At 35.6% G+C, this 22,082-nt stretch carries 20 protein-coding genes, 1 tRNA gene and 3 pseudogenes; 17 read left to right on the top strand and 7 right to left on the bottom strand.

The genetic code is table 11. The annotated features are described in order from the left end of the window. Nucleotides 1–29: 29 nt before the first annotated feature. The gene (locus LB450_RS01345) at nt 30–719 is read right to left on the bottom strand and encodes a queuosine precursor transporter (protein WP_224486043.1); all 690 of its coding nucleotides are present in this window, start codon (nt 717–719) and stop codon (nt 30–32) included. A gap of 113 nt (nt 720–832) precedes the next feature. Here LB450_RS01345 and folK point away from each other — a divergent pair, with 113 nt between their 5' ends. Continuing rightward, on the top strand, nt 833–1,975 hold the full coding sequence (gene folK, locus LB450_RS01340; protein ID WP_224486041.1) for a 2-amino-4-hydroxy-6-hydroxymethyldihydropteridine diphosphokinase: 1,143 nt from the start codon (nt 833–835) through the stop codon (nt 1,973–1,975). Here folK and LB450_RS01335 read toward each other — a convergent pair. Next, entirely contained in the window at nt 1,967–3,016 is a 1,050-nt protein-coding gene (locus LB450_RS01335; RefSeq protein ID WP_224486040.1) for a flavin monoamine oxidase family protein, read from the bottom strand. The genes folK and LB450_RS01335 overlap by 9 nt on opposite strands. A gap of 166 nt (nt 3,017–3,182) precedes the next feature. Here LB450_RS01335 and LB450_RS01330 point away from each other — a divergent pair, with 166 nt between their 5' ends. The 6 genes from LB450_RS01330 (at nt 3,183) to LB450_RS01305 (ending at nt 9,051) form a co-directional block, all read left to right on the top strand. Further along, nucleotides 3,183–3,986, top strand: coding sequence for a serine O-acetyltransferase (locus tag LB450_RS01330; RefSeq protein WP_224486039.1), 804 nt, complete (start codon nt 3,183–3,185; stop codon nt 3,984–3,986). Beyond that, nucleotides 3,979–4,866 carry a cysteine synthase CysM gene (gene cysM / locus LB450_RS01325; protein WP_224486038.1) on the top strand — a complete coding sequence of 296 codons (888 nt, stop codon included), beginning with the start codon at nt 3,979–3,981 and terminating at the stop codon, nt 4,864–4,866. The genes LB450_RS01330 and cysM overlap by 8 nt, the downstream gene beginning before the upstream one ends. 106 nt (nt 4,867–4,972) lie before the next feature. Then, nucleotides 4,973–5,944, top strand: a complete 972-nt coding sequence (locus LB450_RS01320; RefSeq protein WP_224486037.1) for a 3-oxoacyl-ACP synthase III family protein — start codon at nt 4,973–4,975, stop codon at nt 5,942–5,944. A 14-nt stretch (nt 5,945–5,958) separates the two neighbouring features. Continuing rightward, on the top strand, nt 5,959–6,783 hold the full coding sequence (locus LB450_RS01315) for an SDR family oxidoreductase (RefSeq protein WP_224486036.1): 825 nt from the start codon (nt 5,959–5,961) through the stop codon (nt 6,781–6,783). Nucleotides 6,784–6,905: 122 nt separating this feature from the next. Continuing rightward, nucleotides 6,906–8,789 carry a T9SS type B sorting domain-containing protein gene (locus LB450_RS01310; RefSeq protein ID WP_224486035.1) on the top strand — a complete coding sequence of 628 codons (1,884 nt, stop codon included), beginning with the start codon at nt 6,906–6,908 and terminating at the stop codon, nt 8,787–8,789. A gap of 85 nt (nt 8,790–8,874) precedes the next feature. Further along, the gene (locus LB450_RS01305) at nt 8,875–9,051 is read left to right on the top strand and encodes a Lacal_2735 family protein (protein WP_224486223.1); all 177 of its coding nucleotides are present in this window, start codon (nt 8,875–8,877) and stop codon (nt 9,049–9,051) included. Here the strand turns inward: LB450_RS01305 and holA are convergent. Further along, entirely contained in the window at nt 9,048–10,055 is a 1,008-nt protein-coding gene (gene holA / locus LB450_RS01300; RefSeq protein ID WP_224486034.1) for a DNA polymerase III subunit delta, read from the bottom strand. The two genes, LB450_RS01305 and holA, sit on opposite strands and share 4 nt — an antisense overlap. Nucleotides 10,056–10,098: 43 nt before the next feature. Here holA and LB450_RS01295 point away from each other — a divergent pair, with 43 nt between their 5' ends. The 4 genes from LB450_RS01295 (at nt 10,099) to LB450_RS01280 (ending at nt 12,643) form a co-directional block, all read left to right on the top strand. Beyond that, nucleotides 10,099–10,539 (top strand): type I restriction enzyme HsdR N-terminal domain-containing protein, encoded by a 441-nt coding sequence (locus LB450_RS01295; RefSeq protein ID WP_224486033.1) that lies wholly within the window; start codon nt 10,099–10,101, stop codon nt 10,537–10,539. Nucleotides 10,540–10,543: 4 nt separating this feature from the next. Continuing rightward, complete coding sequence (locus LB450_RS01290) at nt 10,544–11,548, top strand: glycosyltransferase family 2 protein (protein WP_224486032.1); 1,005 nt, start codon at nt 10,544–10,546, stop codon at nt 11,546–11,548. A gap of 65 nt (nt 11,549–11,613) precedes the next feature. Further along, on the top strand, nt 11,614–12,456 hold the full coding sequence (locus LB450_RS01285; protein ID WP_224486031.1) for an OmpA/MotB family protein: 843 nt from the start codon (nt 11,614–11,616) through the stop codon (nt 12,454–12,456). Between the two features lie 113 nt (nt 12,457–12,569). Then, nucleotides 12,570–12,643: transfer RNA gene (locus LB450_RS01280), tRNA-Arg, on the top strand. Nucleotides 12,644–12,913: 270 nt separating this feature from the next. On the opposite strand, the gene LB450_RS01275 is transcribed toward LB450_RS01280, so the two are convergent. Next, nucleotides 12,914–13,081 (bottom strand): hypothetical protein, encoded by a 168-nt coding sequence (locus tag LB450_RS01275; protein ID WP_224486030.1) that lies wholly within the window; start codon nt 13,079–13,081, stop codon nt 12,914–12,916. Nucleotides 13,082–13,212: 131 nt separating this feature from the next. On the opposite strand from LB450_RS01275, the pseudogene LB450_RS13890 reads away from it, so the two are divergent. The 5 genes and pseudogenes from LB450_RS13890 to selD all read left to right on the top strand — a co-directional run. Continuing rightward, nucleotides 13,213–13,479 (top strand): annotated as a pseudogene (locus LB450_RS13890) (transposase); the annotation flags it as partial. Continuing rightward, nucleotides 13,476–13,829 carry an IS3 family transposase gene (locus tag LB450_RS13745; protein WP_224486029.1) on the top strand — a complete coding sequence of 118 codons (354 nt, stop codon included), beginning with the start codon at nt 13,476–13,478 and terminating at the stop codon, nt 13,827–13,829. The pseudogene LB450_RS13890 and the gene LB450_RS13745, both read left to right, overlap by 4 nt. A 12-nt stretch (nt 13,830–13,841) precedes the next feature. Continuing rightward, nucleotides 13,842–14,297, top strand: a pseudogene (locus LB450_RS01260) (transposase); the annotation flags it as partial. Between the two features lie 203 nt (nt 14,298–14,500). Next, nucleotides 14,501–15,496 (top strand): annotated as a pseudogene (gene mnmH, locus LB450_RS13675) (tRNA 2-selenouridine(34) synthase MnmH); the annotation flags it as partial. A 21-nt stretch (nt 15,497–15,517) separates the two neighbouring features. Beyond that, complete coding sequence (gene selD / locus LB450_RS13670; RefSeq protein ID WP_262902680.1) at nt 15,518–16,549, top strand: selenide, water dikinase SelD; 1,032 nt, start codon at nt 15,518–15,520, stop codon at nt 16,547–16,549. Nucleotides 16,550–17,099: 550 nt separating this feature from the next. On the opposite strand, the gene LB450_RS01250 is transcribed toward selD, so the two are convergent. Further along, nucleotides 17,100–19,238 carry a tetratricopeptide repeat protein gene (locus tag LB450_RS01250; protein WP_224486026.1) on the bottom strand — a complete coding sequence of 713 codons (2,139 nt, stop codon included), beginning with the start codon at nt 19,236–19,238 and terminating at the stop codon, nt 17,100–17,102. A 321-nt stretch (nt 19,239–19,559) separates the two neighbouring features. Between LB450_RS01250 and LB450_RS01245 the strand changes: the two genes are divergently transcribed. Then, the gene (locus LB450_RS01245; protein ID WP_224486025.1) at nt 19,560–20,036 is read left to right on the top strand and encodes a PAS domain-containing protein; all 477 of its coding nucleotides are present in this window, start codon (nt 19,560–19,562) and stop codon (nt 20,034–20,036) included. Between the two features lie 13 nt (nt 20,037–20,049). Here LB450_RS01245 and LB450_RS01240 read toward each other — a convergent pair whose 3' ends face one another. Further along, on the bottom strand, nt 20,050–21,573 hold the full coding sequence (locus LB450_RS01240; RefSeq protein WP_224486024.1) for a PH domain-containing protein: 1,524 nt from the start codon (nt 21,571–21,573) through the stop codon (nt 20,050–20,052). Further along, nucleotides 21,560–22,081: a PH domain-containing protein gene (locus tag LB450_RS01235; RefSeq protein WP_224486022.1), complete on the bottom strand. Its 522-nt coding sequence runs from the start codon at nt 22,079–22,081 to the stop codon at nt 21,560–21,562. Before LB450_RS01235 ends, LB450_RS01240 begins: the two co-directional genes overlap by 14 nt. Between the last annotated feature and the right edge of the window lies 1 nt (nt 22,082).

Below are 22,082 nucleotides of genomic sequence, written 5' to 3'. Positions count from 1 at the left end.
AAAATTTAGAATTGTTCAACTTCAGGAGGCTAGGATTCAGGCAATTCTTCACCCGGTTCGAGGTTAAATTTTTTACGCAAAAAATAAACGATTAAATACAAAAAAGGCGTGTCTATAACGGCGATAAGCACTTTAAAAAGAAACCCGCTTAAAAGAAGCCCCCAAAAGAGTTCCCACTTCAGTTCCCCGAAAACACTAAGTAAAAAAACCACCGCAAAGGTGTCTACAAATTGAGATAAAAACGTAGAGAAGTTATTTCTTAACCACAGATGCTTTCCCCTGGTCAGTTTTTTCCAAAAGTGGAAAATGTAGATGTCCACATATTGGGCAAGCAAGTAGGCCATCATCGATGCACCAACAGCAATAGTCGTTGCCCCAAATACATCAGTAAATATTTCATTACTCACAGGAGACCAGCTGGTTGAAGGCACAGCATCTGCAACCATTATAATAAGCAGTGAAAATACGGAAGCAAAAATACCTAAAGTAACTACCTGGTTAGCTTTCTTTTTTCCATAAACTTCGCTTATAGAGTCTGTAATTAAGAAAGTTATAGGATATGGCAAAACACCGACAGAAATTTCAAATCTGTATAGACCAAAGAAATCCCAATAAAAAAATTTCTGGAAGATAAGATTGGAAACGACTAAAGAAGTAATAAACAAAGCTCCTAAAATAAGATAAATGCGGTCTGATGAAAATTTTTGTACTGCTGTCAATTATATTTGGATTTGATATTTACCTTTGAAGCAAATTTAAGATTCAAATCTAAGCAAACACTTAATTTGACAGTCGATTGTAAATCAATATTTAATAAAATTTTCTAAATAGATTGAATAACATCACCACAACATATATTGCCTTAGGAAGCAATAAGGGCAATAAACTTGATTCACTTGAGGAAGCAGTTCTTGAAATTTATAAAACAATTGGTGATGTAACACAGGTTTCCAAGGTCTATAAAACACCAGCCTGGGGGTTTGAAGGTGAAGATTTCTTAAACGTCGTTATAGAGGTTAAAACCAGATTTTCTGCTGAAATCACTCTAAAAAAACTCCTGGCTATAGAACTCAAGCTAGGTAGAACTCGAATAAAAGACAAAGGTTACCAGGCCAGAACAATAGATCTTGATATACTATTTTATGGTGAAGAGATCATAACTACCGAAACCCTGGAAGTTCCCCATCCAAAATTGACTGAACGGAATTTTGTGTTGTATCCCTTAGCAGATTTGGTTCCAAATCTTGTCCACCCTCTCTTAAACCAAGACATTTTGTATTTGGTGAAAAGCAGTAAAGATGTATCTCCAATTAAAGCTATCTCAGACCGAATTCAACCTAAAAAAGCTGAATTCAGACAGGTGAATTACCTGACTATTGAAGGAAACATAGGATCGGGAAAGACCAGCCTGGCAGAAATGATTGCCGAAGATTTTAATGGAAAATTGATTCTGGAACGTTTTAAAGACAATCCATTTTTACCTAAATTCTACGAAGACCAAGCTCGCTTTGCTTTTCCACTTGAAATGTCCTTTTTGGCAGATCGGCATCAACAATTGATGGATGATATCTCACAGCTCGATTTATTTTCAGACTTTGCGATTTCAGATTATAATCCCAACAAATCTCTGATTTTCTCTAAAGTTACCCTTCAGGAAGACGAATATGCCTTGTACAAGAAGATTTTCAATATCATGTACAGCGAAGTTCCAAAACCAGACGTATATGTTTATCTGTATCAAAACATAGAAAGTTTACTAAGTAACATCAAGAAAAGAGGTCGAGAATATGAACAAAATATTTCGCCAGAATACCTGAAAAACATACATAATGGCTATCTGAACTTTTTCAACTCTCAAAATAAGATCGACGTAAAAATCATCGATATTTCAGATTTGGACTTTGTAGCCCATCGTGAGGACTACTTATTTCTTTTAGAAAAAATCTCAGAAATAAACATAAAAGCTTCAGGTTAATTTGTTCAAAAGCAATTCTCCTACTTCTAGTCCTCGATGAACGGCTCCATCCATATATCCAGGCGTTTGTGCTGCCGTTTCGGAGGCTGAAAAAAACAGGCTGTTATTATAAAAACCTTCTCTTAGCCGAGGGTTTCCATTGTTTTGATGTGGAACGAGCAACTCAGCCTTTTCATGAACAGTAAATTTTTCATCTCTCCAATTGACATCGGCATAAGACAGACTAGGCGCTGTTTTATTGGAAAAAACACTTTTAAGGTGTTTTAAAACCTGAGTTTTTCTGTCTTCTTCTGAAAGTTTAGAATAGCCTGAGTTTAAAAATCCTACAAGTGCATTTTGTGAAGTATTCACGTCACTATGGTCATACATTTCCTGTATAATTTGTTGAGGACTCATCAGAGTACCTGTAAATCCATCCTTTTTCCAAAAATCTGAATCAAACGCAACAGAAAACTTGATAGAATCTGACATCCATGTGTGTGTGTTCGAAAATAAAACTTTTGACGACTCTGAAAGGTGAGGCTCAAATTCAATACTGTCTGCTATCAATTGAACAGGAATGCTTATCACTAAATAATCCGCTTCAAACTGATTGTGCTCAGTTTCCACATAAAAACGATCATTAAATTTAACAGATTTTACGACTTTGTCATAATGAATTTTAACTGAACTTTCCTGCTTTAATTTATTGATAAGTTCAGAAGTTCCGTTTTCAAATTTGAAAGTAGGTGATCCCTGAGTTGGTATTTGAAAACGTTCAACAGAGCCTTTGGGCCTGAAATCGTAAAGTGCTTCCCTCCCGTTTTCCTGCTGTTTATACGGAATTTCTAAATTCCTGACTAGCGCCAAAAGACTTGTGTGCTGTGGACCAAACCAGGTCGCTCCCAATTCCAAATGAACGGAATTTGTTTTTTTAGTATAAATCCGACCTCCAGGTCTTGATCTGGCTTCTAAAATTTCAATATCGAAATTTGAATCCTTTAAAGCATAAGCAGTTGATAGCCCGCTCAATCCTGCTCCAACAATTAAAACTTTTGGCATCTTGGTTTTTTGCAAATATCCATTTAAAAATTGTGCCTTCTATGTTGAGAAATTGTAAAGTAAGTTTAAAATTAAAGAATGGAAGTTGTACTTAGCATTTGAACTCTTACTTTCACATTTTATAAGCAATTTTGATCATTTGATTCAAAGTTGTTAAATTAGTTATATGTCATCACAATTGAAACAAGATATTATTCAGAAGATAGAAGTAGAGAAAGCTAAAGTTTCCAACTTATATCAAATCAAAAACAAGACTATAAAGTTCACTGAACAGCTTTTTCTCACACTTTTTGATAAGGAAACCGACGTCACCACCGGGATGGATGAATTGGAACTGCAGTTCAAAATCTTAGCAGATTTGGTTTGCTTTAAGGAAGAAGACCCATGTAGAGAGATTTGGACAGATTTCATGAAAAAACTTCCCGATATTCTTCAGAAACTGAATAATGACGCCTGCTTTATCAAAGATAATGATCCTGCAGCCAATTCTATAGATGAAGTTTACCTGGCTTACCCTGGATTCTATGCTATCTCCATCTACAGGTTGAGTCATGCTCTACTGGAGTTTGGTTTACCTATCGTACCCCGTTTAATGTCTGAATGCGCTCACACTTCTACTGGAACTGACATTAACCCCGGAGCTGAAATCGGAAATCCATTTTTTATTGATCATGCTACTGGAGTCGTGATTGGCGAAACTTGCAAAATTGAGGATAGGGTAAAAATTTATCAGGGAGTTACACTTGGAGCTTTGTTGGTGGATAAAAACTTGAAGCACCAAAAAAGACATCCAACTATAAAAAGCGACGTTACCATTTATGCCAATGCTACTATTTTAGGAGGGAATACCGTCATTGGCGAAGGCTCAACCATCGGTGGAAATGTCTGGTTAACCAAATCTGTACCCAGCAATTCCTTTGTCACCCATAAATCTATGGTTAAAATCAACGAAAATAAAAATCATGAGTAAAAGCATATTAGATCTTATAGGAAATACGCCCATAGTAGAGGCTAAAACTTTGGTGAAAAATCCAAATGTAAAATTATACCTCAAACTGGAGGGCCAAAATCCTGGAGGAAGTGTCAAAGACCGCGCGGCCTACAATATGATCAAATCGGCACTGGAACGTGGAGATATTGACCAAAACACTAAACTTATCGAGCCAACCAGTGGAAATACGGGAATAGCCCTGGCTATGGTAGCCGGGATTTTTGGCCTGGATATTGAGTTGGTCATGCCCGAAAATGCCACACAGGAACGCGTGCAAACCATGATGGCTTATGGAGCTAAAGTTACCCTTACCGATGGTGAGAAAGGCATCATGTATTCCAGAGATTATGCAGAAGAAAAGGTAAAGACTGGCAATTACTATATGTTCAATCAATTTGCAAATGAAGACAATTGGAAAGCGCATTATAAATCAACTGGTCCAGAAGTTTGGAGAGATACAGACCAAAAAGTAACCCATTTTGTTTCCTCAATGGGAACAACCGGAACTATTATGGGAACTTCTCGATTTTTAAAAGAAAAAAACAAAGACATCCAGCTTGTGGGTGTTCACCCGGCTGAAGGGACCAAGATTCCAGGTATTCGCAAATGGCCTGAAGAATATTTGCCTAAAATTTACGATCCTGAACGCGTAGACCACATTTATGAGGTTGATGAAGAAGAAGCTAAAAAAATGGCCAGGTACCTCGCGGAAAAAGAAGGCATTTTCTCAGGAATGAGTTCTGGTGGCGCTACAGCTGCGGCAGTCAAACTTTGTGAAGGCCTGGAACACGGAGTTGTTGTAAGTATTATATGTGATCGCGGAGATCGTTACTTATCCTCAGACCTATTTGAATCTTAGTTAGGGCAAGGAGTTAAATGTTAAAATTAAAAGTCTTTTAGCAGTTTTATTCTGAAAAGTGAATTAAAAACTTAAATTTCGCCACTTAACGCATAAATAATCGTCTATGCCTAACGTATATATCAGTGGAACGGGAGCTTATGTCCCTCCAAAAATAGTCCCTAATTCTTTTTTTGAAAAAGTAGGCTCTTCAGATGAATGGATTTTCAATAAACTTGGAATTAAAGAACGCCGAATTGTAGAAGATGAAGCTACAAGTGACCTTGCTTACAAAGCCGGCCTTGATGCTGTGGAGAATGCAAACCTTAAGGTGGAAGATATCGACCTTATCATTGTGGCAACAACTACTCCAGACCGGCAGGCACCTTCCTGTGCCTGTTTTGTTCAGGAGAAAATGAAAGCCTTTAACGCTGTAGCTTTTGATGTCGCCGCTGTTTGTTCTGGTGCTTTATTCACCATTTCGGTGGGTTATCAATTTGTCAAAAATGGAGTATACAATAATGTATTGGTTATTGGTGCCGATACGTTTTCCAATATTATCGACTGGGAACGCAGAGATTCTGTGTTTTTTGGAGATGGTGCAGGAGCATTAATTCTGAGTAAAACCGATGAGGACAAAGGTTTTATCGACTTCAATTTACATTCTGACGGACGTGGAAAAGAACATTTCACCATCCCAGGTGGTGGCTCTGAGACTCCATGTTCTAAAGAAACTTTAGAAAAAAGAATGCATTATTTTCAAATGAATGGAAAAGAGGTGTTTGATACGGCAACCAGAGTAGTTCCTGAATCTATACATGAGCTATTAGAAAAAACAAAGACATCTATTGATGATGTAAGTTTTATGATTCCACATCAGCCTAGTATTGGTATTCTGAAATCTATTGCAAAACAGATACATATGCCTTTCGATAAGGTGATGACCAATATGGACCGGTATGCTAATACATCAGGGGCAACGATTCCTTTGGTATTAGACGAAGTGCATAAGGCAAATAAGTTTAAGGATGGGGATTTACTCCTGTTTGCAGCCGTTGGTGCTGGATGGACCTGGGGAACTGCACTTTATAAATGGTAATCAAAATTTAAGACATGCTTAAAGGAAAAACATATCTCATCACAGGAATTGCAGATGAGCATTCGCTGGCCATGTATGTGGCCAAAAAAATTAAAGAAAACGGTGGCCAGGTCATTTGTACAGGACTCGGCGTAAGTAAGTTTCACGAAGACTTATCAGACAAAGCCAAGTCTTTTCTAAATCAAAATTTTAAAGACTTCCAGGACAGTGTTCATCAGGAATTGGGTAAAGACACCCCAACAGAAATACTGGATGTATCTGTGGATGACAGCATTGAAGATTTTTGCGAGCAACTGAAAGCAAAAAAAATAAAAGTCGATGGTTTTTTACATGCGATTGCCATGGATAAAACCATACGGAACAAAGTTGTGAAGCCTTTATTGGATGTGACTTTTAAAGAATTTTGCGATACCATGGAAGTCTCTGCGTTTTCTTTGATCAGTCTGACGAGTCATCTTTTCAAAAACAACCTTTTAAACGCCGATGCTTCTATTTGTTCCATAAGCTATATTGCGGCTTCCAAAGTTACTTTTCACCCTTACAGAAACATCAGCATCGCTAAAGCTGCTCTGGAACGCATAACCGTTGAACTTGCCGATGAAATGGGTAGAAAAAATGGAACGCGGGTGAATTGTATACGTTTTTCTCCCTATATGGGAAGTAAAGCCGGAAATGCTACGCTTAATCAGAAAGATGTGGAACACGCGCATCGTAAAAGTCCGCTAGGCAATGCCCTGCCTGAAGATTTAGCTCACGAAGTCTTACACCTGTTAAGACCTTACGGAAGAATCACCGGTGAAATAAGACATGTGGACGGGGGGTATAATATTATGGGGTAATCGTAAAATCAAAAGCCTTCACCCTTTAGAGTATATTAGTTTTAGGACCTATTCGTAAAAAGAATAGGTCTTTCTTATTTTCAGTAATCGTATTTTTACAGACTTAATTTATCGATGTCATTTTGAATAAAAAATTAATAACAGGAGTAGTATTCATTTTAGCAAGTTTAAGTTTACAAGCACAGTCTGGCTTAGGCTTTTGCCAGGGAAATTCTGGTGATCCCATTTTTGAAGAAGATTTTGGTCAGGGGACAGAAAATGGGCCAGCACTTACTTCAGAGGTTACTACTTACGAATTTGTGAATCAAGCTCCACAGGATGGACAGTATACCATTTCTAATAATTTAATGCAACTTGGTAGCTTTCATAACGCCTCAGATCATACAGGGAACGCAAATGGAAAAGCGCTCATTGTAAATGCTAGTGATGACCCTAGTTCTGAATCAGGTTTATTTTATCAAATTCCGATTAATGGACTCTGTATCAATAACTCCTACGAGTTTTCAGCTTTTTTGATGAATGTTTATGATACAGGTAACGGTGTATGTTCTGGAATAGAAATTCCTGTCAATGTTAAATTTCAGATTTGGGATGAAACTGATACTAACATTCTAGCTGAAGGCAATACAGGAGATATTTACGGGACTAATTCTCCAGTATGGGAGCAGTTTGCTTTAACTTTCACGACCCCACCTGGACAGAACTCTGTGATTTTGAAAATGATTAATAATGGTATAGGTGGTTGTGGAAATGACTTAGCTATTGATGATATTGTTTTTAAATCCTGTGGTGATTTTACCGAAATCGTAAACGAAAACGGTGTTACTAGTCTTCAGATTTGTGAAGGGGAGACTGTGAATAAGTTGACTTTAGAGGCCAACCCCGATTTCAGCGTGTACGACACCCACAGCTATCAATGGCAAAGCAGTGCTGACGGTGAAAACTGGACCAGTATACCTGGCGAGACCGATAACCAGTTAATCATTTCAGAAGTGAATGAGACTCAATTTTTTCGCTCACTGGTTGCTGAAGACCCAATGAATATCAATAACACCTCCTGCAATAGTATTTCCACAACTTTTGAGGTTGAAAAAATTGATTTTATTGACCCTGTCAGTCTCGGAGAAGTTTTTATTTGTGATGGTGTAGTGCGGGAAGTTGCCGTGGAAGCTGACTCCTCTATTAGAGTGGATTGGTACGACAGCGAAAATGGTGGCAATCTATTAGCAGAAGATACGTTTGACTATGAGCCTGAAAATAATGGCACTTTTTATGCTGAAGCCACAACGGTAGAGGGAAACTGTACCAATCCCGATCGTGTGGCTATAGAATACGCTGTTTATGAAACTCCGGAACTTTTCGATGAAACTCTAGAAATTTGTGAAGGAGAAAGTATAAGCCTGAGTGAGGATTATAGTCATGTAGATTATTTATGGAGTACTGGAGAGATTAGTCGTTCGATTGTGGTTGACAGTGCAGGAGTTTATACCCTTGAATTAACTACTGGAGACAATTGTGTTGTTTCCAAGGAATTTAGAATTGAGACTATTCCATCCCCTATAATCGCAAATATCTCTAAAACTGATAACGCATTGGTTATCAAAACCACTTTCGAGGGTGATTTTAGCTATTCTATAGATGGATTTAGTTTTCAAAGCGAACCCGTATTTAATAACTTAGAGGGTGGTTTATACACTGTTTATGTTCGTGAAAATAATGGCTGCGGGGTAGTGACAGAGGAGTTCCTCTATATAGATGTCCCCAAATTTTTCACACCTAATGCTGACTTCCAAAACGATACCTTCAAGATTGGAGGGGATGCTCATTTTGATACATTCAAAATCCTTATTTTCGACAGGTATGGTAAAGTTCTAATCCGGGGAAACAAGGCACCATTTGAATGGGACGGCACTTACAATGGTAAAAATTTGCCCTCCGACGATTATTGGTACCAGATCAAATTAAATGATAAAGTGTATACTGGAAATATCTCATTGATCAGATAAAACCTTAAATCTCAATAATCTTTCGTTAATTCTATATAGAATACAACATGAATCAGTTTTGAAATTTAACTTTGAAAAAAAAGCTATGTTCGGATTATTTAAAAAGAAAACAGAATTAGAAAAACTTCAGGAAGAATATAAAAAACTTCAAAAAGAATCTTTTGATCTGTCCAAAAGTAACAGACAGAAATCTGATGCCAAACTAAAGGAAGCAGATGATGTTGCTAAGAAAATCGATCGGTTAAAAGCTGAAAATAACTAGCGCATCAATTTTACCAATAATTCCTTCAGCAAATCTCCACTAGAAATTTGATTGGCTTTCACTCCTTTGCTTTTCATATCGACTTCTCTGATCAGGGCAATGGCCTGGCTGGATTTTTTCATGGAATATTTTTGTGCTGCAAAGCTGTAATCCTTCACAAAATAGGGACTGACACCTAAAGCCTTGCTCGCTGAATATTGTGATTTATCTTTCAAAGCGTGGTATCTCAATAATTTATTAAAAAATGAATTGAGTGTTGCTATCGTTAATGGTAAAGGATGGTGTTTTGGATTTTGAGCAAAATACGAAACAATCTGCTGAGCTTTCACTTCGTCCTTAATACCGATCGCTTTATTCAACTCGAAACTATTGAAATCTTTGCTTATCCCAATATTTTCTTCGATGAGTTCTGGAGTGATTTTCGTAGACCTGGGTATAACATATTGAAGTTTCTCCAGCTCTTTATAAATAAGAGATAAATTATTACCCAGGAATTCGACAAGCATCTCTGAAGCTTTTGGCGCTATAGAATAGCCTGAAGCCGATAAGGTTTCGGAAATCCACTGCGGAACCTGATTATCGTAAAGGGGTTTGGTTTCGAAATAAATGGCATCTTTCTTTAAAAGCTTAGTCACTTTCAACCGACCATCCATTTTTTTGTACTTGACACAAAACACCAGGATAGTGCTCTGCTGAGGCTGTTCCACATAAGAGGACAAACTTTCGATTGTTTTCATCAGCTCCTGAGCTTCTCTTACAATAACGACTCTATGCTCTGCCATCATTGGATATTGTTTAGCCTGACCAATCACATCCTCTATACTGACATCCTTACCATAAAGAATGCTTTGATTGAAGGCTTTCTCCTCCTCAGAAAGCACTGTCTGCTCAATTTTGTTGGCTATAAGATCTACAAAAAAAGTCTCTTTCTCCCCTACTAAAAAATAGATAGGTGAAAATTTGCCTTGATCGAGGTCTGCGAGTATAGATTTAAAATCCTTCATATAAGGTAAGCTTCAATTTGATTCAATTTTGTTTCTTTGACTTATGCTAAAATTGAATTTTCCAGAATATTCATTCAAGCTCAAAAGTAAAGAAAATAAGCCTGCTATATTTTCTATTTTGAGGAAAAAATATTTTGTCTTAACTCCTGAAGAATGGGTAAGACAGCACTGCGTAAAGTATTTAATTTCAGAAAAAAACTACTCAGTTTCACTTTTAAATGAAGAGCGACAAATTCACTTGAATGGTATTTCCAAACGTTATGATATCGTTGGCTTTAAACCTGATGGCGCTATTGAACTCGTCGTTGAATGCAAAGCCCCTCATATAGACATAAATCAAGAAACTTTCGATCAGATCGCCAGATACAACATGGTTTTAAAAGCAGAGTATTTGATGATCACAAACGGATTGAAGCATTATTTTTGCCAGATGGATTATAAAAAGGAAACTTATGTTTTCTTAGAAACTTTGCCCTCACATTAACTGTATGAACGTAGCAATTGTTATTTTGAACTGGAACGGTAAGAAACTGCTAGAGCGGTACCTTGCATCTGTTGTGACCCATTCTGAAAATGCCAAAATTTATGTAGCAGATAATGCCTCTACGGACGGTTCCCTGGAGTTATTAACTCAGAAATTTCCCGAGGTAGTCATTTTGAAAAATGAATCTAACTTGGGTTTTGCTGGCGGGTATAATGAAGCCCTTAAGTATGTAGAGGAAGATATTTATATCCTCCTGAATAATGATGTAGAGGTCACTCATGGATGGCTTACAGGACTGCTTTCTATATTTGAAACCTCTGGTAACATAGCAGCCATTCAACCTAAAATAAAATCTATTCAGCATCCTGGAAAGTTTGATTATGCAGGAGCCGCCGGTGGATTCATTGATGCTTTAGGTTATCCTTTTTGCAGAGGTCGTATTTTTGATCACATAGAAGAAGATAAAGGACAATACGATACAGATCTTGAGATTTTTTGGGCCAGTGGTGCTTGTTTCGCCATTCGGAAAGACTGTTTTAGAGAAGCTCAAGGATTCGATGAAAGCTTTTTTGCACATCAGGAGGAGATTGATTTGTGCTGGAGGCTTAAAAATTCAGGCTATTCGATTTGGTATGCTTCCCAAAGTGAAGTTTATCATCAGGGCGGCGGAACCTTATCAAGTTCAAGCCCCAGAAAAACATTTTTAAATTTCCGAAACTCTTTAAGTAGCCTTTTAAAAAATTCACAAAAAAATCCAATCCCGGTAATTTTTATTAGAATGGTTTTGGATGGTTTAGCTGCAATACGGTTTTTGATCCAAGGGCAATTCTTTCACTTTATTGCCGTTTTCAAAGCCCATATCAGTTTTTATGGTCTGATTCCTGAACTGCTAAAAAAAAGAAATCAATTAGAAAAAAAGAATCAAAGATTTTATGTGGGTAGCATAGTTTGGTATAGATTTGCACGTAAGATATATAGGTTTAGCCAATTGAAACCTGACAATAAATAATTGTTAAGCCTTGACTTTTTAAACGAATAGAATTTAAATTTGTATAACTAAAATTAATAAAAAACATGAAAAAATTATTTGCTATTGCCATTACAGGTATCTTAATGACGTCTTGTGTTTCTAACAAGAAATTTTCAGAAATGGAAGACAAGTACCAAAACACTAAAGACCAGCTAAATTCAGCTGAAATGAGACTTTCTGCCTGCGAAGATGAAAAAAAATCACTAAGAGCTTCTTATGAAGGTCAAATTAAAACGCTACAAAGTACTAATGCAGCCATATTAGATACTCAAAGTGATATTGTTACTATTTCCAAAAAAGGTGCTGAAAATTTAGAGCGTTCATTGGAAAGTATGAAAGAAAAAGATCTTCAAATTAAAACGATGAACGATGCCATCAACAAAAAAGATAGTGTAACCTTAGCATTAGTGACAAGCTTGAAAGGAGCATTGAATGATATCAATGACGAGGATATTCAAATCAATGTTGAAAAAGGCGTTGTATTTGTGTCCATTTCAGATAAATTATTATTTGGAAGCGGTAAATACAAAGTAACTGATGAAGCTAAAAGAGTTCTGGCTAAAGTTGCTGAAGTGGTTAATGACAAGAAAGACTTCGAGTTTATGGTAGAAGGCCATACAGATGATGATCCTATTTCAAGAACCAACATCGAAGATAACTGGGATTTAAGTACAAAAAGAGCTACCTCTGTTGTAAGAATCTTGCAGGAAGAGTACAATGTAGACCCTACTCGAATGACTGCAGCTGGAAGAGGTGAATACATCCCTGTAGCTAGCAACGAAACGGCTAACGGCAGAGCTAAAAACAGAAGAACTAGAATTGTAATTCTTCCTAAGCTGGATCAATTCTTCGGAATGATTGAAGAAGGAATGAAAAAGGCTAAGTAGTTAAGCTTACAGATATGAAAGCCTCACTTTATGTGGGGCTTTTTTATTTTATAAAAATAGATGTATTAGTTGCGTAAAAGAAGATTATTTCTATCTTTGCACTCGCAAAAACAGGTCGCGTAGCTCAGTTGGATAGAGCATCTGCCTTCTAAGCAGACGGTCACAGGTTCGAATCCTGTCGCGATCACACCTATTTAATCTAACCCCCTGTAAACACAGGGGGTTCTTTTTTAAACACCCCTATTTTCCCGACATCTTCCCGACATTTTTTTAGTCGTAAAGCTACATAAAATAGCTTCTTAATTAATTAATTAGAAAAGATTGAAATCTAACTCATTTATAAGATAGAATTGCATTTATTTTGGAATTCATAAGCTGATTATTTATTTGGATTCATTCCGTAAGAAGGTTCTCTTTAAAAGCCTATAAAAGAAAAAAGAATCTTGTCATTTTAATTTTATTTGATATTATTTAGTTCTTCAAAATCAAAGTCGTGTTTTTGACATTTTTCATAAATCCATATTTGAGCCTGCTCTATTATCGAGTCAATGATTTTATTCATCCAGATTATGGCTCCTTGTTTTTGGGCTTCTGGAATCATCGCATCATGAAAACCAATGGTCATAATCATATCTTTATAATACCTCTACAAAATCGGACCATTAGTTAAGTTGAAAATTTATTAACTTTAAATTATGGACAAAATGAGAAAATCACGAAGAAAACCCGCCTGTTCCGGCCGGCAGGTTCACATCAGAATTCAATACAAAAGTAGCTATTGAAGCTTTAAAAGAGCGGTATAGCTTATCGGAACTAGCCGAACGTTTTGAATTGCACCCTAACCAAATCAGTCAATGGAAACAAGAGTTTTTAGAAAAATCCAGCGATGTTTTTGATAAAAAATCATCTAAACCAAAAGAGCAGGAAGTTGATTTGGATAAGCTCTATGCAAAAATTGGTAAGCTTGAAATGGAGCGAGACTATTTAAAAAAAAGCTTGAAGACTTTGGATCTACTGCAATGAAAAAAGAATTGATTTTACAACAAAAGGACCTCTCATTAAGTATTAGAAACCAATGTGAGCTTCTAAATTTATCAAGGAGTAGTTTGTACTATAAACCCTTAGGTGAAAAGCCAGAAAACTTAAAAATAATGCAAATTATGGATAAGCACATCTTAGAGGAACCAACAGCTGGAGTTCTCACTATGCAATCCATGTTAGAAGATAAAGGCATTAAGGCTAGCTATGAGCGTGTAAGGCGTCTAATGCGTAAGGCTAACATTCGACCTATTTATCCTAGAAGACACTTAACAGTTCTGGGAGAAAAGAAGTATGTACATCCTTATCTCTTAAAAGACTTGAAAATAGAGTGAGCTAACCAGGTATGGGAGATAGACATAACCTACATACCTATGCATAAAGGGTTTATGTACCTTACGGCTATAATTGATGTATATAGCCGAGCTATTATGGCGTGGGGATTATCTAACACCTTAGATGCACAGGCAAGCATAGTAGTGGTCAAAAACGCCATAAAAACCAAAGGCAAGCCTGAGATATTGAACTCTGATCAAGGAAGTCAATTTACCTGTTTAGCTTATGTGGATTTTTTAAAGGATGAAGGAATAAGAATTAGTATGGATGGCAAAGGAAGAGCTTTAGATAATATCTATATTGAACGATTTTGGAGAACCATTAAGTACCAACACATCTTTTTAAACCCAGCTTATGATGGTATAACTTTGTACCGAGGAATTAAAAAATGGATAGATAAATATCATAACAAAAACCATCAGGGAATAAATCAAAAACCAATAAGAAAGTATAAAAATGCAGCCTAAGAATTCAACTAAGAAGCAGCTAAAACTGGTCTAAAGAAATGAGGGTATTATAAAGTTTATACATTTTTTTTTCAAAATATTTTAGACAGCCTACGTTTTCCTTAAAACTAGTGTTGAATTAATAGTTAGCATTCAATTAATAAACTAAAGTGAAAACTTCCATTCATAATTTAAATGACTATTAATAAACTCTATGTTTGTGTATGGTTAATTTCATAAACATACAAGCAGCTTTAGACCTTCAATTGCCGATTATTGACGTCCGTTCTCCCTCAGAACATGAAAAGGGTCATATTCCAAATTCATACAATATTCCTTTATTCAGTAATGAAGAGAGGGTACATGTAGGAACTGTTTATAAGCAGCAATCCAAAGAAGCAGCTATTGAGTTAGGCTACACTTATGTTAATCCTAAACTTCAAATTTATATCCAGGAAGCAAAAAAAGTAGCTTCAAAAGGTTCTGTAATTATTCATTGTTGGAGAGGAGGGATGCGAAGTCAATCTTTTGCAGAACATTTAATGGCTAACGGGTTCGATGAAGTAAAAGTGATAGAAGGCGGTTACAAAGCTTTTAGAAACTTTGTTCTTGATTATTTTAAAACGTCTTTTCCTCTAAAGATTATTGGTGGTTATACGGGGAGTGGGAAAACTGAAATCCTTCACGAATTACAGAAACAAGGCGAACAGGTCATAGATTTAGAAGGCTTTGCGAATCACAAAGGCTCTGCTTTTGGGGGTATTGGTCAAGGAGAACAGCCAAGTGTAGAGCAATTTGAAAACAATTTGCAGTACCAGTTTTCTAAATTAGATTTAAAGAGAATCATTTGGCTGGAGGATGAAAGTCAGAATATTGGTAAAGTGATTTTACCAGCCTCATTATTTCATCAAATGCATAAGGCTGAAGTATTATTTTTGGAAATACCCAAAGAAGAACGCGCCAAACATCTGGTGAATGGGTATGCAGATTGTGGAGATGAGTTTTTGAAGGATGGAATCCTAAGAATAAAGAAGCGTCTGGGAGGACTTAGAACACAACAAGCCTTAGATTTTTTAGCTTGCAAAGATTATTATAATGTGGCGTTGATGACGCTCAATTATTACGACAAATACTATTTACTTGGAATTCAAAAAAAATTGACTTCCGGAATAAGAAAACTCAAACTAGCTTCAACGAATCATCATCAAAATGCACTAGATATACTAAAACATATGAAAGAAATGGAAAACATCAAACTGACCGCATATAGTCACGGAGCTGGATGTGGCTGCAAAATATCACCTGCTTTGTTATCGGAGATGCTGCATACGGATCAGCCACAAGTATTGGATAAAAATATTATTGTAGGAAACAGTACACGCGATGATGCTGCCGTTTACGATATGGGAGATGGCACCGGTATTATCACTACTACAGATTTTTTTATGCCTATAGTGGATGATCCTTTTACCTTTGGACAAATTGCAGCAACCAACGCCATAAGTGATATTTTTGCTATGGGTGGACAGCCTATCATGTCAATTGCAATTTTTGGCTGGCCTATCGATAAACTTTCTGCTGAAGTTGCCAGAGAAGTATTAGCTGGCGGTCGTGACGTGTGTTCAAGAGTGGGAAGTCCACTGGTAGGCGGACATAGCATTGACAGTCCTGAGCCCATTTTTGGATTGGCGGTAACCGGGAAAATAGATTTAAAGCACCTTAAGCGAAATGATTCAGCCACTCAAGGCTGTAAACTTTATCTCACCAAACCTTTGGGCGTTGGGATATTATCTACAGCTGGCAAACAAGGAAAAATTGATGAAAAGGATATAGGTATTGCAGCCAAATCCATGACCACACTGAATTCTATCGGTTTTGAACTTGGAAAAATCGAGGGTGTAAAAGCGATGACAGACGTTACCGGCTTTGGACTTTTGGGACATTTGGTTGAAATGTGTGAAGGAAGTCACTTATCTGCAGAGGTCCAATTCGATAAAGTTCCTGTATTTGATGAAGTACATAAATATATTGAACAAGGATGCATACCTGGGGGAACCTATAGAAACTGGAAAAGTTACGGGCATCATACCAGTTTGAAAGACGAGCGCTACAAAGAAATTCTTTGCGATCCACAAACGAGCGGAGGTCTGCTAATTGCTGTTGAAGAAGGAGAACATTTGAAGGTTGAACAGTTGCTCAAAGAAAATGGACTTCAGGCGGTTTCAATAGGAGAAATGAAAGCTCAGGAAGACACTTTAATCAATGTAGTTTAAGAAGTCGGTCATTTAATTCATTTAAACACTGATTTAATTTACCGAAAATATAAATTAATGATAACTTTTAATGCGTTTTATTTCCCGACATCTTCCCGACAAAAATTATATGTATTCATACTTAATATAACAATTATAAAAGTTTCAAGGTAGAAAAGTTTATGATAAGTATATATATGTATAAATTAAGTATAAAAACTACTTCCTGTCGCGATCACGACAAGCACAAACCACATTCTAACGAATGTGGTTTTTATGTTTTACACAAGTGTCAAAAGCATAGCTTTTGTATACGCATGGTAAATATAAAAAGCAAAATGGCGAAAGCCATGGTTTTGCATTTCCAGCAGAGAACGCACTCAGGATATGTAATCCTGTCGTTATCACAAGTGAAGAGTCAAAAGCAATAAAAACGCAAGGCTAACTTGAGCGTTTTTTTGTTTGAGTAAACTGGACCTCAAAGTATTAAACTACTTTGGAAATAAATAAATTCAGTATAAGTTATTGATTCATAATAATTTATTTCAAAAGCCATTAAAAACAAGGAGGTTTAGTTGCAATAGTCCCTTATGATATCATTAGCTTTTTGACTTCCTAATTCTGCGGCTTTTAAAAAATCTAAACAACCGCTATCTATTTTATCCAGATTCATTTTTATGATTCCTCTATTAAAATAGGCTTCTAAATAATCAGGTTTAAGGTCTATAGCTTTTGTGTAGTCATATTCAGCTCCAATATAATCTTCTAATTTTAATTTTGCGTTTCCCCTATCAAAATACGTTTCCATAAAATCTGGGTTCATTTCTATTGCTTTTGAATAGTCGGCTACTGCTTCTTTATAGTCTCCTAACTTTACTTTGACAAAACCCCTGTTAATATAGGTTTCAAAATTATCAGGATTAAGCTCAATAGCTTTTGAATAATCAGCAGCTGCACCTCTATAGTCTTCCAGATTAGCTTTGGCAAGACCTCTGTTTTTATAGGTTCGATTATCATCAGGATTAAGTTCCAAAGCCAGTGAATAGTCAGCAACTGCACCTATATAATCTTCTAAATTAGCTTTGGCAAGACCTCTGTTTTTATAGGTTTTGAAATTACCAGGATCCATTTGCATAGCTTTTGTAAAATCAGTGACTGCGCCTTTATAGTCTTCTAATTCTAATTTAGCATTTCCTCTATTAAAATAGGCCTCTAAATACTCTGGATTAATTTCTAAAGCCTTTGTAAAGTCTTCTATAGCAGCTTTATAGTCTTTCAACCCAGCTTTTGCATTTCCTCTATTGTAATACACTTCCCCGTTATCAGGACTAAGCTCTATAGCCTTTGAATAATCAGCAATTGCTCCAGTATAGTCTTCTAAATCAGCTTTGGCAAGACCTCTATTTATATAGGCCTTAGAATCATCAGGATTTAGTTCTATAGCTTTTGAATAATCAGTATCTGCTCCTTTATAGTCTTCTAATTTTGATTTGATAAATCCTCTGTTAAAATAGGCTTCCAAATAGTCAGGATTGATTTCTAAAGCCTTTGTAAAATCGTCTATAGCAGCTTTGAAGTCTTTCAATCCTGCTAAAGCATTTCCTCTATTGTAATACACTTCCGGAGTATTTAGACCAAGCTCTAAAGCCTTTGTGTATTCAGTGACTGCTCCTTTATAGTCTCCTGATTTTAGTTTAGCATTGCCTATATTATAATACATTTCCGAACTATCAGGGCTAAGTGCTATAGCTTTTGAATAATCAGCAATTGCTCCACTGTTGTCTCCTAAAAAAGCTATAGCAAGACCTCTATTAAGATAAGCCTCCGAATTATTAGGATTAATCTCTATAACTTTTGAAAAATCGGCAACAGCGCCTTCATAGTCTTCTAATTTGGTTTTAAAAAAACCTCTGTTAAAGTAGGCTTCTGAATAATTTGAATTAATTTCTAAAGCCATTGAAAAGTCATTTACAGCACCCTTGTAGTCTCTCGACCCTGCTTTAGCATTTCCTCTGTCATAATATAGTTCCGAATTTTCAGGACTAAATTCTATAGCTTTTGTATAATCAGCAACTGCTCCACTATAGTCTTCTAATTCAGCTTTAGCGAGACCTCTGTTGTAATAGAGTTCCGAATCAGCAGGATTCAGCTCTATAGCTTTAGAGTAATCAGCAACTGCACCACTATAATCTTCTAAATTCGCTTTGGCAAGACCCCTGTTATTAAAGGTCTTAAAGTCAGCAGGATTTATGTTTATAACTTTTGAATAATCAGCAACAGCCCCTCTGTAGTCTTCCAAATTAGCTTTAGCCAGACCTCTGTTTTTGAACGTTTTAGAATCAGCAGGATTAATTTCTATTACTATTGAATAATCAGCAATTGCTCCTTTATAATCTTCTAGTTTTAGCTTAGCATTCCCTCTATTATAATACGCTTCCAATTTATTAGGTTCAAGCGCTATAGCTTTAGTATATTCAGCTATAGCTCCTCCGTAGTCTTCTAGTTTTTGTTTAGCGTTTCCCCTATTGAAATAGGCTTCTAAATAATCAGGTTTAATTTCTATAGCTTTTGTGTAATCATCAATTGCCCCTCTGTAGTTTTGTAACTCCATTTTCTCATTTCCTTCATTAAGATAATTGTTTGCTGTTTGGTTGTAAGAGTTGGGAATGGATATGAAAATAAATGATAAAATTGTAAGGATTTTTTTCATAATAGAAATTATTTAATATCAAGTGAAAATACAATTTTACATGAAATTACTACAGATAACTTAATAATAAGCCTTGATTTAGATTTCAACGTTTGATGAAAAAAGCCAACAATTTTACTGCTGAATCGTCTAAAACTAGTCCAACTATAAAAGTTTAATATATAAAGCTATTTAAAATCATCTCGATATATTAAATACAAAAGTTGAAATACAAAAACCAAAGACCGTTTTTTTATGTTTACTATAACTATTTTATAAGCTTGATAAATCATAATTAAATTTAAATTTGTACACTGATATTCAATTACTTAAAACTGAATTATGAAAAGAGGACCACTATTATCTTGGGATATTTATTCTGAATATATTTTTAACTTTTTTAAGTCACTTAGAAAGAAAAAGGAGATTGAGCGATTAAATCAATTTCAGGAGAAATTCAAATGGGATTTTCAGATTGAGGAAACGCTCTTTAAAAATGAGTACAAGGCCTTGGTAATCACCGATAAGAATCAAAAAATAATTTGGGTAAATGAAGGCTTCAAAGATATGACTGGCTACAGCCTCAACTTTGTTATTAATAAAAGTCCAAAATTTTTACAAGGCGAAAAAACTTGTCGAAAAACCTTACAAAACATAAGAGAACACCTCGCTAAAAACTCAATTTGCGAAGAATCCATGGTGAATTATAGAAAAGATGGCAGAGAGTACATCTGCGAGATTAAAATTTATCCTATCCTAAATTCCAACCATAAAGTAGAGCATTACTTAGCTTTAGAAAATGAATTACAATTGAATTAATCTCCTAAGCTTCTTAAATCCAACCTTTGTCTGTTGACTCCACCTTAGAGATCAAATAATTCAGAAGTTCAACCGCTTCTTTTACTTTCAAATACTCTATAGTAACTGTTCCGGAAGCGGTCTCTAGGTTCATATCAGCATGTCCGTTATACTGCTGAAAAATATTTCGACTCAGCCTGACAGATTGGAGTTTATGAATTTCTATAATTTTGAACTTGGTGTCAATAGAACCCTTTCTAATAGAAATGAGGTCAGAATTGAAACCAATACTGCTCTTTTTGACTCTCAAAAAAGCTATCCAGGATAACCCAAGTAAAATTATGATTAAACCAACAATACTTACCCAGTTAAAATAAACAAAATAAGCAGCTGCTGAAAGCCCTATAACTATGGCTAAATTCTTATAAAAATACCTAAAGAAAAGCCTTGGTTGTGAGCGAGACAATTCATAGTTAAGGTCACTTAATTCTAAATGGAATAACGAGTGAAATAAAATGCCCAGGTTTTCTTTCGATAATCCCACCAAGCCAATCTTTTGCTTTTCTGTTAATTGCTTGGACGAAGCCTGACTCACAAATACACTCCTGATTTTAAATAACTCTTTTACGGGATTGGTTCTGATTTCAAAAATTTGAGTTTTAGTCTTCTTTATAACCTTATTTTCTCTTTTGAAAAGTCCATATACAACTTCATAATTTTGCTGGTTTTTAAATATTTTCAGGTTATAATACTTTAAAACAGTAGTCAAAACAGTAATCAAAAAACCTGCTATAAAAACGACAATAATTACAAGGCTTATAAAAGAAAGGGTTTCTGGGATTCGGTTTTTAAAATCTTCTTCGAGGTTTAAATCAAAAATAGTGGTAAGAAAATCCATTATAAAGTTGTACAAATACGCTAAAAAAGCAAGCAACAATCCTACGCCCTTAAACAAATTTGAGCTTATGCCTACTTTAATCAGGGTTTTAAAGTCCAATTGAAATAAAAGTGTGTCTTCTTTGGAAGGAGTTTGTTCAGTTATTTCACTAGTTTTATCCTCATCAAGATTTAGCTCTGCGCCCTGAACTTTATTTTTTTCTTCTATTAGCTTTGCTTTAAGGGCATTGGCAAACTCTTTATCTAAAGCTTTAATTTTGATTTCAGCAGTGCCTTCTCCTGCTGTTTCAATATCAAACCCAACTACGTTTAATAACTGTTGAAGCACATTCTGCTGAAGATTGATGTTTTGAATTCTCTCAAAAGGGATTTCAATGTGACTCAATTTGATAACACCACTATCCAGATGAAAAGCATCTTCTTGAATTGAAAATTTAAATTTCTTATAAGATAAATAAGAAAACACAAATTGAAGAATAACCAATAAAGCCAGGCCTATATAAATATAGGTTCCGTAATTATTAAATAAATTTTTTTGTAAAAAAGGGATTGCTAAAATATAGATGTTTTGCTTTACCCTCTTAGCGATATCGGTGAAAAATATGAGAAAAATGCCATTAAAGGACTGCAGTCTTGGTGTTGAAAAATCAATTTGTACCATCCACTACCGTTGTTTTGTCCAAAACTTTAGCTTTCAATTTTTGAGCGGTTGATTTTTCAAGTCCATCAATAATCAAATCTCCAGATGATGCTCCTGCCGTGTAGAGTCTTAGTGAATACAAAGAAAACAATCTGGAAAGTGGACCTTGCTTTATTTCGACATGCTGTATTCTATTATAAGGAACAACTGTTTCTGTAAAGTGAAAGAAGCCAGATTGGTAAATCATATCGTGCTGCCTCACTCCAAATTTTTTGAGTGGAAATCCTTTTTCTATCTCAATGCTTCTGAGAATAAAAACAATACTCAGAATAATTAAAGCAGTTAGAGGTATCCATTTCGGAAACGCATCAAAAAATAAGCTCACAATCGGAATAGCAAACAATAAGATAAACACAGCCAACTCATTGAGCCATATCTGTTTTTTATATCGTTTTTGTATGGATTCTAAATCAACTGACTTAAAATCTGGCAGATCTGAACTATGAATTTCTATATTTTCAAATCTCATA

This window comes from Psychroflexus curvus (assembly GCF_020164585.1).
Classification (GTDB): Bacteria; Bacteroidota; Bacteroidia; order Flavobacteriales; family Flavobacteriaceae; genus Psychroflexus; species Psychroflexus curvus.
This window is presented reverse-complemented; position numbering and strand designations above follow the sequence as displayed.

Excerpts from the sequence above, each read along its gene's own strand:
- selD (WP_262902680.1), top strand. The coding sequence starts at position 15,518 with ATGGAAAACATCAAACTGACCGCATATAGTCACGGAGCTGGATGTGGC.
- LB450_RS13745 (WP_224486029.1), top strand. The coding sequence starts at position 13,476 with ATGAAAAAAGAATTGATTTTACAACAAAAGGACCTCTCATTAAGTATT.
- LB450_RS01285 (WP_224486031.1), top strand. The coding sequence starts at position 11,614 with ATGAAAAAATTATTTGCTATTGCCATTACAGGTATCTTAATGACGTCT.
- LB450_RS01275 (WP_224486030.1), bottom strand. The coding sequence starts at position 13,081 with ATGACCATTGGTTTTCATGATGCGATGATTCCAGAAGCCCAAAAACAA.
- LB450_RS01335 (WP_224486040.1), bottom strand. The coding sequence starts at position 3,016 with ATGCCAAAAGTTTTAATTGTTGGAGCAGGATTGAGCGGGCTATCAACT.
- LB450_RS01245 (WP_224486025.1), top strand. The coding sequence starts at position 19,560 with ATGAAAAGAGGACCACTATTATCTTGGGATATTTATTCTGAATATATT.
- LB450_RS01250 (WP_224486026.1), bottom strand. The coding sequence starts at position 19,238 with ATGAAAAAAATCCTTACAATTTTATCATTTATTTTCATATCCATTCCC.
- LB450_RS01235 (WP_224486022.1), bottom strand. The coding sequence starts at position 22,081 with ATGAGATTTGAAAATATAGAAATTCATAGTTCAGATCTGCCAGATTTT.
- LB450_RS01295 (WP_224486033.1), top strand. The coding sequence starts at position 10,099 with ATGCTAAAATTGAATTTTCCAGAATATTCATTCAAGCTCAAAAGTAAA.
- LB450_RS01240 (WP_224486024.1), bottom strand. The coding sequence starts at position 21,573 with ATGGTACAAATTGATTTTTCAACACCAAGACTGCAGTCCTTTAATGGC.
- LB450_RS01320 (WP_224486037.1), top strand. The coding sequence starts at position 4,973 with ATGCCTAACGTATATATCAGTGGAACGGGAGCTTATGTCCCTCCAAAA.
- holA (WP_224486034.1), bottom strand. The coding sequence starts at position 10,055 with ATGAAGGATTTTAAATCTATACTCGCAGACCTCGATCAAGGCAAATTT.
- LB450_RS01330 (WP_224486039.1), top strand. The coding sequence starts at position 3,183 with ATGTCATCACAATTGAAACAAGATATTATTCAGAAGATAGAAGTAGAG.
- LB450_RS01315 (WP_224486036.1), top strand. The coding sequence starts at position 5,959 with ATGCTTAAAGGAAAAACATATCTCATCACAGGAATTGCAGATGAGCAT.
- LB450_RS01305 (WP_224486223.1), top strand. The coding sequence starts at position 8,875 with ATGTTCGGATTATTTAAAAAGAAAACAGAATTAGAAAAACTTCAGGAA.
- cysM (WP_224486038.1), top strand. The coding sequence starts at position 3,979 with ATGAGTAAAAGCATATTAGATCTTATAGGAAATACGCCCATAGTAGAG.
- LB450_RS01290 (WP_224486032.1), top strand. The coding sequence starts at position 10,544 with ATGAACGTAGCAATTGTTATTTTGAACTGGAACGGTAAGAAACTGCTA.